The organism is bacterium (genome assembly GCA_037143175.1).
In the GTDB taxonomy this organism is placed as follows: domain Bacteria; phylum Verrucomicrobiota; class Kiritimatiellia; order CAIKKV01; family CAITUY01; genus JAABPW01.
The window spans coordinates 1-13,755 of sequence record JBAWZF010000013.1 but is presented as its reverse complement, the minus strand read 5'-3'; the positions used below and the strand labels follow the sequence as shown (position 1 = coordinate 13,755).

General features: G+C 52.2%; 16 protein-coding genes and 2 tRNA genes. 1 reads left to right on the top strand and 17 read right to left on the bottom strand.

Annotated features, from left to right (window positions below):
- Positions 1–31 precede the first annotated feature (31 nt).
- The 15 genes from WCI03_06410 to tsaB form a co-directional block, all read right to left on the bottom strand.
- Entirely contained in the window at positions 32–955 is a 924-nt protein-coding gene (locus tag WCI03_06410; protein MEI8139483.1) for a type II secretion system F family protein, read from the bottom strand.
- 2 nt (positions 956–957) lie between these two features.
- Entirely contained in the window at positions 958–1,845 is an 888-nt protein-coding gene (locus WCI03_06405; GenBank protein MEI8139482.1) for a type II secretion system F family protein, read from the bottom strand.
- A 17-nt stretch (positions 1,846–1,862) separates the two neighbouring features.
- A complete protein-coding gene (locus WCI03_06400) occupies positions 1,863–3,560 on the bottom strand; it encodes an ATPase, T2SS/T4P/T4SS family (protein ID MEI8139481.1) in 1,698 nt (565 codons plus the stop codon).
- Positions 3,561–3,594: 34 nt separating this feature from the next.
- On the bottom strand, positions 3,595–4,413 hold the full coding sequence (cpaB, locus tag WCI03_06395; GenBank protein MEI8139480.1) for a Flp pilus assembly protein CpaB: 819 nt from the start codon (positions 4,411–4,413) through the stop codon (positions 3,595–3,597).
- Between the two features lie 19 nt (positions 4,414–4,432).
- Positions 4,433–5,068, bottom strand: a complete 636-nt coding sequence (locus WCI03_06390; GenBank protein ID MEI8139479.1) for a hypothetical protein — start codon at positions 5,066–5,068, stop codon at positions 4,433–4,435.
- 2 nt (positions 5,069–5,070) lie between these two features.
- A complete protein-coding gene (locus WCI03_06385; protein MEI8139478.1) occupies positions 5,071–5,586 on the bottom strand; it encodes a TadE/TadG family type IV pilus assembly protein in 516 nt (171 codons plus the stop codon).
- Complete coding sequence (locus tag WCI03_06380) at positions 5,586–6,974, bottom strand: hypothetical protein (GenBank protein MEI8139477.1); 1,389 nt, start codon at positions 6,972–6,974, stop codon at positions 5,586–5,588. Before WCI03_06380 ends, WCI03_06385 begins: the two co-directional genes overlap by 1 nt.
- A gap of 41 nt (positions 6,975–7,015) precedes the next feature.
- The gene (locus tag WCI03_06375; GenBank protein ID MEI8139476.1) at positions 7,016–7,579 is read right to left on the bottom strand and encodes a TadE family protein; all 564 of its coding nucleotides are present in this window, start codon (positions 7,577–7,579) and stop codon (positions 7,016–7,018) included.
- Between the two features lie 21 nt (positions 7,580–7,600).
- Positions 7,601–7,801 carry a hypothetical protein gene (locus tag WCI03_06370; GenBank protein MEI8139475.1) on the bottom strand — a complete coding sequence of 67 codons (201 nt, stop codon included), beginning with the start codon at positions 7,799–7,801 and terminating at the stop codon, positions 7,601–7,603.
- Positions 7,802–8,143: 342 nt separating this feature from the next.
- Complete coding sequence (gene ruvB / locus WCI03_06365; GenBank protein MEI8139474.1) at positions 8,144–9,160, bottom strand: Holliday junction branch migration DNA helicase RuvB; 1,017 nt, start codon at positions 9,158–9,160, stop codon at positions 8,144–8,146.
- Positions 9,138–10,082: a radical SAM protein gene (locus WCI03_06360; GenBank protein ID MEI8139473.1), complete on the bottom strand. Its 945-nt coding sequence runs from the start codon at positions 10,080–10,082 to the stop codon at positions 9,138–9,140. The genes ruvB and WCI03_06360 overlap by 23 nt, the downstream gene beginning before the upstream one ends.
- Positions 10,079–10,249 carry a 4Fe-4S binding protein gene (locus WCI03_06355; protein ID MEI8139472.1) on the bottom strand — a complete coding sequence of 57 codons (171 nt, stop codon included), beginning with the start codon at positions 10,247–10,249 and terminating at the stop codon, positions 10,079–10,081. Before WCI03_06355 ends, WCI03_06360 begins: the two co-directional genes overlap by 4 nt.
- A gap of 281 nt (positions 10,250–10,530) precedes the next feature.
- Positions 10,531–10,607: transfer RNA gene (locus tag WCI03_06350), tRNA-Pro, on the bottom strand.
- A 25-nt stretch (positions 10,608–10,632) separates the two neighbouring features.
- Positions 10,633–11,577: a peptidylprolyl isomerase gene (locus WCI03_06345; protein ID MEI8139471.1), complete on the bottom strand. Its 945-nt coding sequence runs from the start codon at positions 11,575–11,577 to the stop codon at positions 10,633–10,635.
- 14 nt (positions 11,578–11,591) lie between these two features.
- A complete protein-coding gene (tsaB, locus tag WCI03_06340) occupies positions 11,592–12,272 on the bottom strand; it encodes a tRNA (adenosine(37)-N6)-threonylcarbamoyltransferase complex dimerization subunit type 1 TsaB (protein ID MEI8139470.1) in 681 nt (226 codons plus the stop codon).
- Between the two features lie 60 nt (positions 12,273–12,332).
- Between tsaB and WCI03_06335 the strand changes: the two genes are divergently transcribed.
- A tRNA-His gene (locus WCI03_06335) sits at positions 12,333–12,409 on the top strand.
- An 18-nt stretch (positions 12,410–12,427) separates the two neighbouring features.
- Here WCI03_06335 and WCI03_06330 read toward each other — a convergent pair.
- Entirely contained in the window at positions 12,428–13,021 is a 594-nt protein-coding gene (locus WCI03_06330) for a hypothetical protein (protein ID MEI8139469.1), read from the bottom strand.
- A 67-nt stretch (positions 13,022–13,088) separates the two neighbouring features.
- A complete protein-coding gene (locus WCI03_06325) occupies positions 13,089–13,676 on the bottom strand; it encodes a hypothetical protein (protein ID MEI8139468.1) in 588 nt (195 codons plus the stop codon).
- Positions 13,677–13,755: the final 79 nt, after the last annotated feature.

Here is a 13,755-nt window from a genome sequence, read left to right as displayed (position 1 = left end):
TACGCTCACCCACTGCGAGTGTCAACACACACTACATCTGCCGGAAAATCTGAAGCACAATCGGCCCCAACAACACCAGAAATACCGCCGGAAAAATAAAGGCAACCAGCGGGAATAACATTTTCACGGGCGCCTCATTTGCCATTTTTTCTGCCCGCTCGAACCGCCGTTGCCGTATCTGATCAGATTGAATCCGCAGAATGGAGGCAATCCCCACGCCCAATTCATCTGCCTGAATCAACGAATTCAACACCGAACGCAAATCCGACTGATCCACCCGCTCCGATAGGTCACGGAGGGCATTACGCCGCGTCTTGCCAAGCTGGATCTCGCGCAAAACCCGTAGCAGTTCCTCCTCAAGGGCGTCGACTTTCCCCTTGGAGACAATCCGCTGCATGGCACTCATAAAATCCAGACCGGCCTCGACTGAAAGGGTCAATAGATCCATCACAAAGGGTAGTGATTTCTGAATTCTGCGCTGCCGGTCAGCCAGAACAGCTCGCAACCAGAGTGCCGGATACGCATAGAATCCCAGAAGAATCATCATGATGAATGCGATTCCATGGCTCTGGAGCGCATATCCAACCCGGCCGGGAACAAGCGCTATCAACGCTAAAAGCATGGCCGATAGCAATACGCCCAGGATACCGGGCAGCAGGAGCTTCATGGTAAGAAATTCCTCAGAAGTCAGCATACCGCCAAACCCTGCCGCCACCAGTTTCCGGGTCACCATAACATTCGTTTTTTCAAATGACGGACGGCGGAACACTGGTACCAGATTTGGGGCCAGCGGAAACAGGAGCCGGAAGACAAACGGAATACGCCGTTCCTGACGGCGCCCATCGGCCAGCGTCACATAGGTCACTTGCCGCAACACCTCGGCACATTGCCAGGTGGATAATCCGGCAAAGATCGCCCAGATCAAACTCAATCCATATTCCAAGATAGTTGACATAATCAGATATCGATATTGATTATTTTGCGGATCAACAGCGCGCCCAGCACTTCCAAAATGACCACCACCACAAGAGTGACCACCCCGAAACTTGAGTGCAGGAATGCCAGCATCATTGTTGGATCCAGAAAAAACATGGCCGAGCCCAGCAATACCGGCATCGCACCGACAATGACGCCCTGTAAACGCCCCTGCGCGGTCAGAGTTCTGATACGGAGTTCGATTCTTAGACGTTCACGGATAGTGTGCGCGATTTTCTCAAATACCTCCGTCAAATTGCCCCCCGTTTGGCGCGCTGTTTCAAATGCGGAAATCATCAGCGCCAGATCCTCGCTACCGACCCGCTTTTGCAAACTCGCCAAGGCCTCTTCCATCCGCATACCAACACGCATCTGATGAAGATACATACCAAATTCCTGAGAAATCGGATTCTGCCCTTCCCGCACCACCAATTCAATTGCCTGCTGAACACTGAATCCGGCCTTCAGTGCATTGCTCATATTGACCAGACTATCCACAAGTTGAAGATTAAAGCGCTGAAGTCTACGGTGCTTCAATACCACCAGAACACGTTTTGGGATAGTCCACCCCAATGCTGCCAGGCACCCACCCGCCACCAGCCCGACAATAAATGACGGCCCGTCAACACCTCCAAACAGCAAAAATCCAAGCAGAAAACAAACCGCTGCAGAGACGGCGGCCAACTCCAGAATCCGCCGGGGCGGAATGAACAAAAACATATCCTCCATCTGGCGTGATGCATTCTCGGAATAAGCCGCGGCGTACTCAGCCGCGGCCGAGTGGAAGGAATCGAGTATAAAGTAGGTGAGTCCGGCAAGACAAAGCAGGTATAAGCCTGGAACCAGCCATAATATTAAAATCGAATCCATTCACTACCCTTTCGAAACTAGCCATTCCTATGGGGATTAAATATGGCCAGATCTACCATCACCCCGCGGGCCTTAAGATCGTCCAGAAAAGTGGGAATAGCACCCGTGGGTACGATTCGTCCAAGGACCTTACCTTCGGCACCGAGCCCTGTCTGTTCAAACACAAAGATATCCTGCATCGTGGTCCGTTCACCCTCGCTCCCGACGACCTCCGTCACATTGACCACCTTCCGCGATCCATCACTCATGCGCGATTCATGAACAATCAGATCTACCGCAGAGGTAATCTGTTCCCGAATGGCGCGGATAGGCAGATCCATCCCTGACATCAAGACCAGTGTCTCCATACGTGAAATCACGTCCCGCGGGGTATTGGCATGAATCGTCGTCAAGGACCCATCGTGCCCGGTGTTCATTGCCTGTAACATGTCCAATGCTTCACCGCCCCGGCATTCCCCGACCACAATTCGATCCGGACGCATACGCAACGCATTCCTTACAAGGTCACGAATCGTTACTGCCCCTTTCCCTTCGATATTGGGCGGCCTCGACTCCAGTGATACCACATGAGTCTGCTTCAGTTGAAGTTCCGCCGCATCCTCAATCGTCAGAATGCGCTCATGGGCAGGTAGAAAACTACTCAGAACATTTAACAGGGTCGTTTTCCCAGAACCGGTTCCGCCCGCAACGATAATGTTCTTACGGGCCTCAATGCAGGCTTTTAAAAAGTCCCTTACTTCAGACGTCCACGTTCCATACCGGATCAGATCATCGTCCGTCATGGGAATCTTGGAAAACTTCCGGATGGTGAGGCAAGGCCCAATCAGCGAAAGAGGGTGAATGATGGCATTAACCCGGGAGCCATCCCGCAATCGGGCATCCACATAGGGCTGGCTTTCATCAATACGCCGGCCCAGGGGGGCAACAATACGCTCGATAACCGCCAAGACAGACTTTTCATCGAGAAACGTGCGATCCGTAAGCTCTATGCGTCCACGCCGTTCCACGTATATATGGTGAGGACCATTCACCATGATTTCGGTCACATCAGGATCCGCCAGAAGATCTTCAATCGCTCCCAACCCGACCGCTTCATCGTAAACCTCTTTGATCAATGATGAGGCAGAAATATCCGCGGGTAAACGCTGCGCCACGTCCTTGACAATCCCTTCAACCGTCGCCAGGACACGCCGATTGAGATCCCCCTCGTTGATGTGGGTGGCGGTAAGACGCTTGATGTCCATCCGCTCCAGAAGTTCTTTGTGGATTTGTTGTTTCACGGCCTGGCGCCTGGCGACCAGTTGTTCGTCACGTTCTTCACCGGGTACACCAGGAGCCGGAACGCTCGCCACCGGCGTCACGGCAGGAGTAGGAACGGTCGATACGGGTGGCGGGGTTAACGCTGGTGCTTCAACCCGTATGGGGACCGGTCGCGAAGAAAAAAACTTCAGCTTGAACACCCCCACCTGTAATACCTGCCCATCCATCACTTCCGCACGACCATGGACTACAGCCCCATCAATCAACGTATCCCCGAAAGTCAGATCTTCAACCCAGCAGGCCCCATCACGGAGGCTGACGATCATATGCCGTCCCGATACCCCTGTTCCATTGAGTGCGATTTTATTTTCTTCATCCGACCCGATCGAATAGAACCCTGGGGAAAGCTCAATGAGCTTTTTAGTTCCATCAGGTTTTTGAATTTCAAGATACATTGAGATGTTTCCCGTCCGATGACCGGCCATTCACTTACTGGCCACTTTTATGCCGGATAATCTGCTGACGATAGGTGTTCAAAACGGGCATTTCCTCTTCGAGCATGCTGAAATTGATTTCGGGAAGGTTCTTCTCGTAGCTGACATCCTCGGGATTGCGCAGAGACAGCGTCAAGTGGCCTCTCATATTCTCAACAAACACCAGCAACTCGGCTTCACGCGGGGTAACCTCCACCGTAACCGAGCTATAGCCGGCACTTGCGCGTGTTCGATCCCCCAACTCCGATTTCCCCAGCGTCTGGCCTGTCGCCAGCACCGACACATCCTGCAGGACCGTCAAGGTAACCCATTCTGTTTTTTCGGGATCTTTGCGGGAGGGCAGTGTAAAGGAGCCCATCACATCCACACGGTCGTTTGGCTGAACCAGGCCGCTCACCCCGGCCGCTCCACTGATCGAAATGGATATAGCTCGCATCCCCTTGGAAATCACGGGCGCCAACCCGGAGCCCGGACGGAATGGCACGTCAACATAGGACCACATCAGTGTTTCCTCTTTATCCATGCTGTATTTGAGTTTTTTTCCAAAGATACGATCCTGATCCGCTACCAGAACAGTGTTCTTTGTCACATCGCGCCCGGCAATACTTTTGGACAATAAATCCTTCTTGATCAAGACAGTGCCTGCGGGCAGATCTCGCCCTGCGGCAATGACTTCAACCCGTTTTTCACTGGAAATCAGCTGTGCCCGCTCTTTATCCAGGTCTGCCATCCGTTTATGGAAATAACTTTGCGTCATTCCGAACGCCAACAAGCCCACCACCACCGATATTATCAACACCATGCGTTGCTTCATGCGTTTCTTCTCCTGTCCCTCAATTGACGGCACCCTGCTTATGTAACAGGGTTATACCTGTTTCGCCATTGGATTCTTGAATGGCAACCAAAACCACACAAATATCAGCCCCTTTGACATAGAACAGGAAGCCGCCGCCCTCACCCGCTCCCATCAACTTCGACCAACCTGTCCGTTCCATGGACTGTTCATAAAATCGGATCGCTTCTTCTTTTCCCATCCGGTAGGCAAGCCGTTCGAATGTTGTCCGGGTGTCCGCACTTCTCATCGTGCCAAGCACAACCCCATCCGATGGAACTGGCACATCCGCCAGACGATGCCGGGCTTGTGAAGCCTCTTTCTCCGCAAGTGCCTGAGCCACGGTAACCAATAAAACCGGCTTTTCTTCGCCAGTACTCAGTGCCACCACGCGAAGCGTCGGATCATGGTGAACCTTCAAGACCGCCTTAAGTGAAGTCAGCCCATTTTCACAGGCCACCACACTAACATCGGCCTTTTCCCCGTTGATTTCCATCAGGGTTTTATAAATGAGTTTGCCGAATGAGGAGGGATTGAACAGATCGATGCTCCCGGTAGAAAATACACGGGCGTGAAGGAGAGAAGCGAATAAACATCCCCCGGCAATAATCAAAAGCCATAGCAGGTTCCGCCGCATATTCAGTAGATCCCTTTTGTCCAAGTCATCCAGGCCTTGCCCTGAAGTTCAACCGAATCACTCTGATAGAGCAGTTCACGAACAACAGGCATAAGCTCAACACTCGCCGTAGCTTCCCCCTCCACCAATCCAAAAAGATCTTGAGGAAACGGGCTCTTGGCAAGGACAGAGACAGGATTATCCAAACGCCGCAGATTAAGTTCGGCGGGATGAGCATAGCTGGCGATGCCGATCTGCAATAGGGCTGAATCACCCGCCGTCGTACTGTCATCACGGGAAAAGGGAATCCCATCATTCCCCGTCGTACAAGCTGCAATGAATTTGGGCCCGGAAAAGGACGAGGCCTCCTGCATGGCCTTCTGGCCAGCTTCCCTGCGGGCGGTCATCATAAGTTGCGAATGACTCACTCCCATCGAACAAATTTGGATCGTCCCGGCAACTAGCACGAGAATCACCACCAGCGCCACCACAAGTTCTACAATGGCTTGTCCTGCTCTACTTTCTGGCCCATTATTCATTAATGACCCCTCCTGCTGCCACCACCGTGATGTGTCCCACCATAGGTGTTACAGGAGTCACTGTTATCTTTCAACCAGTCGATTCCCGTCTGCCGGAATATCGCATTTTCCCACACCACCAGCTGCATACAATACCAGCAGCCAGGAAAAGTTTCGCCTGCCGCCATATACCCTGGGTGATAAGCTCCGGAAGCATCCTTATAGCCCGGTAGATGCCGTTCAATATGATCACGCCAGTCGAGATTAAAAGCCCCTCCAGCAGGGGCCGACGAGGCATCAATGGGAATCAAACGCACATCATGAAAAGCAGGAAGTACAAGCCCGTACTCATTGGGACGTATCTCCTTTCCGTTGGCCATCAAATAACCAAAAGGTTTCGCAGCTGCCGACCAGGTAATCTGATTCGTTCCCGCATGGGGCGTCAACCGTGGCGAACTGGCTAGCACCCGTGTTACGGCATCTGCGCCCGCATAATCATATTGCGATTTTACAGGCCCCGTAGCTGGAAATTGGTTCTCGCCCGATGGTGAGATGGCATCCCACGTTCCCCACACGTCGGGGTCATAGCAATACCATTGAGAAACCATCCGGTTAATGTTCGTATCAATAGTCCCATCGGATAAATTTCGCTCTACACGCACCTCATTCATTTTGGCTACCACACGATCACCGGTAACCATCGCCTGGAGCCTTAAGCCCAGACCAAAATACTCCGAGTTGATTGGATTCGGGTTAAGAATGATTTCGGGCAACGGAGACCAGGATTGATAGCTTTGATAACTATTCAACAGGTCGTTGGCGTTGTAGAAAAACCAGCACCAGTCAGCCCCGGCCACAGCATCATAAAACTCAGGCATGAGTAACATATGGCCACCGCTGTAATCTGAATACAACCGGGCATTGTCCGGCCCCACCGCGACGCCACCGTCTGCGACCGACTGAATCATCGTTGAGTATTCTGCCCAGGCATTGGAATAAGGCTCCGCGAAAACCATCTGGCCGTCCCCACCCAAATCACTGTATTGAAGGACCTCGACCGCATGCTCCCGAAGCCGGTCGGCAAATCGCTCATTGTTGAATATCCCGTTATTTTTTGCCGCCTGCTGAGCGGCCACAAGGCCTATCATAGGCCCGACATAACATAATCGAGCCTGCAGATCATTGATTGCCGCCACCTCATTTGTCTCACCCCGGGTCAGGGCCACCGCCTGCATGACATTGAGATCACCGATCAAATTTAGGGAAATCGCCTGCCAGCGCGCCCCTGCCAGCGCGGCAGAATCTCCGGCATTCTGACTGATATTCTTGATGTAGATGACTTTATGAAGATCGAAATTCCATAAGGCGAATGCGGCAAGAATAATCACAATCATGACAATGAAAATCATTGCCTGCCCTGAGCGCGACTCACGCGATCTATTCAGAGATATCACCATCCAGCGTCATCCAAATAAAGAGTGTAATGTTCATCCAGATAGGTTTCACCGTTCAGTTTCACAGAGTCTGACGTGGAGAAGGCTTTTGCGAAAGGATTATTGGTCAGGGAGATCTCTTGTCCTACAGCATATCGGAATGTCCCATCCCCCATGGATGCCGCTGACCCATATTGAATATTGTCCCAATTGGCATAATCCAATATGGCATGTAACTGCCCCTGATACTCCGCCCCGAGATACAAAGGGATCCGGGCAGATTCAATGGCATTTTCCGCAGCAGGCCCACCCTGGTAAGAGGGATTGGTCATACGCCCGGCGTTGGCAATCACCCCAACCCGAACAGTCTTGTCCACCATGAACCTGTTAAACCCCACCGTAATGGCGCGCGCCCCCCGTCCGGACGCGTAATCTAGCACCTCCTGGGCGGCAAACAGTTGGGAAATCTGAAACACTCCGAAGAAGATCAGGCAGACAATGGCAATAACCAAGCAGGACTCAATAAGAGCCTGCCCGCGCTTATGGCGCCACCCTACCCGCCTCCTAGGGAGTGCGTTCACATGAGACCTCCATCGAAAGGTCTATTTTAAACCTTTAAGATAATCGGCAGACTTGGTCGAAGAGTCTTTTTCAGTTCCACCCAATGCCGACACGGCCCCACCCATTTTTTCCCGTATTGTGTCTCCGAAAATACCAAAAATGACGATAGCCGCCAAAGCGATGACCGCTACAATGATGATGTACTCAACCATTCCCTGACCACTTTTGCTGTTTTTCTTCATTGCACTCTCCTACGGATATTCAGACCCAATCAGATTTAACACCCTCGACCCAAACTCTTTAAAAGTTCCCAGAAAAAGATAAAGAATCGTCAAACAGGCAAGTAATGTTCCCGTAATCACAACATACTCCACCATCGCCTGACCAGACCGGAACCTGAATGCACGGCTCAATCTCACTGGCCATATGGAATGTCTCATTACCATGTAAAACAATAATAGAACGTCATTAATTGTAAGTAAACACACGATTTCACGCCCTCCCCCCACGCCTCCGGATTACTACGCCGCCAAATCGGTGCGGTCAATCATCCTTAGGCGAGGATTTGGGGGACAGTTGAGCGTTCAGAGCAACCGCCCCTGGCCTTCACTAGGCTTAACCCCGAAGCGCCGATAGCAGAGATCTGTCGCCACACGGCCTTGAGGCGTGCGCTTTAGGAACCCTTCCTGAATCAGAAACGGCTCATAAACTTCCTCAATGGTATCGGCTTCTTCCCCAACGGATACGGCCAGCGAGCTCAACCCGACGGGGCCACCGGAAAACCGGTGCATGATGGTCTCCAGAATTCGTTTATCCATCTCATCAAGGCCATCTTCATCGATATCCAACATGGTCAAAGCTGCGGCCGCAACCACCTCGGTGATTTTACCATCAGCTTTCACCTGGGCAAAATCACGCACCCGCCGCAGTAGATTATTACAAATACGCGGAGTTCCCCGGGACCGACGCGCAATTTCACGTGCTCCACCGTCATCCACGTCCACATCAAGAATTAGCGCAGAGCGCTTGACGATATGTTCCAGATCCGACGCCTTGTAGTAATCCAACCGGATCGGCAATCCGAACCGTGCGCGAAACGGGGCGGTCAACAGCCCACTCCGCGTGGTCGCCCCGATCAGGGTGAATTGCTGGAGATTCAGCCGCACTGACCGAGCATTCGCGCCCTGATCAATCATGATATCAATAACGAAATCTTCCATAGCCGAATAGAGATACTCTTCCACTGAGCGTTGCATCCGGTGAATTTCGTCGATGAACAATACATCGCCACGTTCCAACCCTGTCAGTAGACCGGCAAGATCTCCAGGCTTATCAATCACCGGACCGGAGGTGGACTTGACATTCACACCCATTTCCGCCGCGAGAATGTAGGCCAAAGTTGTCTTCCCCAACCCCGGGGGCCCCGATAAGAGGATATGCTCCATCACATCGCCACGTTTTTTCGCTGCCTGGGTAAACAACTCAAGTCGCTCACCGGCTTTCGGCTGGCCAACAAAATCCTTGAAACGAGTCGGCCTTAACCGTACGTCCAGGTCTTTATCCGGCTTATTCAATCCATCAGATATCAATCGCTCTGACATAATAACCGCCTTCAATCCTTATCACACCACGCACCATCAAAATGGTTATCGCCGATTCCACCTCGGACAACCCCACCCCTAGAGTCGCACATAGATCGGTTGTTGTCACGGGATGCCGTTGAATCAGGCTTAAGGTACGTTCGGCCAACTCGTCAGCTGTCATGGCAGGCGACGCAGCAGACGCGTTCGCCACCACGACGCCAATCACTTCAGCGACCGGTCTAAACAGGCGGGCCAATTCATCCATCCGGGAACTCGCAACGGGTTTCACGGTGCTGTCCTGAGCGGGCCGTACTGCCGTATTGAGATGAATTCGATCCGGCTTGATTTGTTCTGCCAAATCAGCAATGCGCAGCATTTGCGCCGTCTCATCATTTACACCGGGGACAACAAAAACTTCCAGCCAATACTCTCTGGAAAACTCCCGGCGAAAGGCTTTCAAACCATCCAGAAACACATCAAACTTTAACGAGGCATGGGGATGATGAACCGCCTCAAATGAAGTCTGATCCCACGCACTGAGGGTCGCCTTCACAACTTCGGCTTTGGTTGCCGCCGATCTCGCGTCGGGCTGTGAAAACAGAGATCCATTGCTCAGCAGGATACGACGTAACTTGCAACGCGTTCCGATGGCATCAATGATTTCACCAAAGCGGGAATGCAGGGTAGGCTCCCCTCCCCCTGCCAAGGTCACACAGTCGGCCTGTCCGTCATGGGCCATCCAATCGTCAAACTCCGCCAAAACCCCTTCCACCGGCACATATTCCCGACGCACGATGGTTTTATCAGTAGTCTTCCCGACCTGACAATACGGGCAATCGTAGGTGCACACCTTCAACGGAACAAGATCAACACCAAGAGAACGGCCCAGTCGCCGTGAGCGTACTGGGCCGAACAGAAAACGATATCCACCAGTCATCATGCAGGGGAAATCGCCTCAACCGGGCATTCGCCTGCGCAGAGGCCACAATCCACGCACTTGTCGGCATCAATCACGAACTGCTTGGGGCCTTCCGCAATCGCTTCCTGAGGGCACACCGGGGCGCAACTGCCACACTTTGTGCATTTGTCTGATATAACATACGACATGGGTCTTCTCCTATTTAGTGTTACAAAACGGCGAAAATATTATAAAAAACTTCAATACCTGTCAACCCGCATGCCGCATCCCTACAACTCCACATTAACTCAACTTCGCTCCATTTTGGGACAAGAGAACCCATGAAACGTCGATTGGCCTACCGCCAGAGCCTGAAAGCCATCGGCCTCAAGGTATGGGACGAGGATCATGCGACATTGATCTGTTTTCATTAAGGAACAATAAAACCCGCATATTTCCTAGGAAATACGCGTGTTTTTCTGGTTAAAAATGGTCGGGCCGAGGGGATTTGAACCCCTGACCTTTTGCACCCCAAGCAAACGCGCTACCAGTCTGCGCTACGGCCCGATAAATGAAACAGTTGGGGAAGTTATCAGCTACCCTTTTGGCCGTCAAGAAACGAATCAAATAACTTTTCCCAATGGGCATCATCTACCCCATCATCTTCAATCACAGCCTTCTCGCGAAGTTGATCAACAAACTTGGTCAGGGCTTTCCCTTTCCGCTCATGATGCAGGAGTTCCTGGATACTCGCCTTCGCCTCTTCAAACGATAGCGGTTCGCCCAGCTCTTTGTCCTGCAACTCAAGGATATGAAAACCCAGCGGGGTCGCTACCACATCACTGATCTCACCCAGTTCCATATCGTCAAATATCGCCTGATTTAGTTCCGGAACAATAGTCCCGCGGACCAGCATCCCGAGACTCCCGCCGGACTCCTTCCCGCTAGGACATTCGGAATGCACGGCAGCAAGCTCCGCAAAGTCATCCCCTTCAAGGATCTTCTGCTTCAGCCCCATCAGCTTGGAGCGGGTCGTTGCTCGATCCGCCTCGCTTTCAGAATCGGGACGGATCAGGATATGACGGACTTGAGCCTGGTCGGGCGCCACATAACGCTCTGCATGTTCTTCATAATATTTTCGTAGTTCAGACTCCTCACACTCCGGGACGCCTGATGTCACTCTTGCCACCAAAGAGTCCAGTTGTTTTCCCACACGAATACTCGCCTGGAATTGCTCCAGGGAGAGCCCCTGCTGGGCGAGTAACTCCTTCAATTTCGGCACGCCCCCAACTTTCGCAGCCATTCCGGCCATGGCGACATCGACTTCGGATTCCGGGATCTCAATCTTGCGACGCTTGACCTCTTCAATGAGCAACTGTGTGCCAACGGCATGTTCACGCGCCCGCTTCAGCAACTCTTCCGTATGGCGCCCGAGTTCCTCACGAGGCATGTGCTGACTATAAAAATCCATCAGCCGTTTTAATTCTGCCAAAACTGCTTTTTCGGAAATGGTCTGTCCATTTACTCTAATTTTCATGGTTTTTCCTCTCTCTAAAATCGCGGTGCCACCGACACAGCGGGATGAACATAAATTGGAGACAAAGCCTCCCCTTCAAGGCCTGCAACAACTCTTTGCGCCACGACCCTGGCCACCATCTCCGCTCTTGGAATACGAGCCTCCTCGACCATCACAACCCCGGCAGGGCAGATGGCCTTTAAGGACGCCTGAATCCGCTCCCAATCGGAACTAACCCAAACAGAGCCGCTCTTTTTCAAATACTCCGGCATTTGATCTGCGCCTGCCACAATCCAATCGCCATGGCGCGACACGATGCCATGATCCCACCCAAAACAACCCGCCCACAATTCGTTCCGTCGGGCATCTCCCAGGACGACCACTTGTTCCACGCCCGTCTCATTCAGGATTGCCCAAGCCAAAGCACTCGCACTCGAAACGGCCATCACCGGCTTGTGATCCGGAATTGCTAAACCCCGTATCCCGGACACCGCCATCCGAAGTCCTGAAAATGCACCGGGACCGACCCCCACGGCGAACCTATCGATATCCGCCCAACACCAACTCCCGACCGAGGCCAGCGCATGGATATCCGGAAATATCGGGCGAAGTTGACGGCCTTCAGCCACCCATTCTTTTTCGAAAATTACAGTCTCCCCATCCAGCATGGCCAGGGATCCTGTTTGGGTTGAAAGTTCGAGTGCCAATATTTTCATTATGTTTTTGCTTGATTCCATGGCCGTGTGTGTGGATGATTCGCACTTGCAAACGTTATGGCGAATGTAGCTCAGTTGGTTAGAGCGTCAGATTGTGATTCTGAATGTCGCGGGTTCGAGCCCCGTCATTCGCCCCATTCCTGTTATTCCAAGTTTTATTCAGCCCAGATTTTTTTCTCACTTTCAATTAACGCCCGCGTTGTTTCATAAGCGGGAAAGTTGACAAGTAATTTAAGCTCACGGGCGGCTTTGTCAAATTCGCCATATTTCGTATATAACCCGGCAAGGGTTTCGTGATTATAGGGTTCCCAGTATTGCCAATTCGTATGCCCCTCCCAATACGCAATGGCCTCGGAGGGGGAGTCATCCCACAGGAACCTGGTCTTCAGCCGCCGCAACTGGCTCCGGTATCGATTTTGCATCAAGCCGCGCTCACACCATAGCTTGGACTGGTGCAGCCGTTCCTCCCGCTGCGCCCCCGTCACCTCATCCGCATTGTAATATGCTAACTCTGAAGCAAAAATACTGAAATAATAGTTCCAAGGATAAAGCCCAAAGGCACGTCGACAGCTATCCGTCACTTGCTCCACCTCTGGCGCAGAAGTCCCGTATTCAGCTTTCCAGGCCCAATGCGCCGCCAACGAAGCGTTCATACCATGAAAGAGGCCTGCTAACGAAAGGCCGAATAACAGCACGCCCATAGTCGCCAAAAACAACTGATCCACACGTATACGGTCGTAAACCTTCATAGTCCTGAAAAAAGAAAGCCCCGTCCTTCATGGAGGGGCCTTCTTGAATCCAATATTTACATCATAGTTAGCCGCGTTTCCCAACAGGAGTCGGGGAAGGTTGCGTTGTGCTGGTGGTTGTGCTCGGAATTGTGACCCCGATGATCTCCTGATGGGGACGAGGCTTCAAGATCTGTTCGATGGTCTTTTCAATCCGAACCGCTCTTGCCGACAAACTCTCCGCGTCCTCCGCACCCTTTGCCGCTACCTTCAGATCAGTCGAACCGGCAGCAATGACTGCAAGCTTAACCTTATCGGAGAGCACTTTCAGGCGCTCAACCTGATTGGCAAGTTCACGGGCAATACGCACCGCTTGCTGAGCCGCACGTTTGGCCTTTTCAAGAGCCTCACCCGCCGCCTTGATCTTTGCCTTATCACCGCTCTCCGTTGCAATTTTCAAATCCGCGCTTGCCTTGGCCTCATTCGCAGCGGTCAGATCGACTTCCTTCAGAGCCTTGGCCAGAAGATCCTTGGCCTGCTGATAAATCATCTCAACGTTTGCTGCAGCTTTAGTTGCGCGGTCGACAGATGTCGGCACAGGCGCCTCCGCAGCCTTCCCAAGAATTGGAACCAAAGCCATTCCCGCCACCAAAATGCTCGCCATTAACTTCTTCATATTTAGACCTCCATTTTGACCCTATTACTACTTTCAAAATTTTTATTAATTATCTACCAGGACTGATACGCAGTCAAGC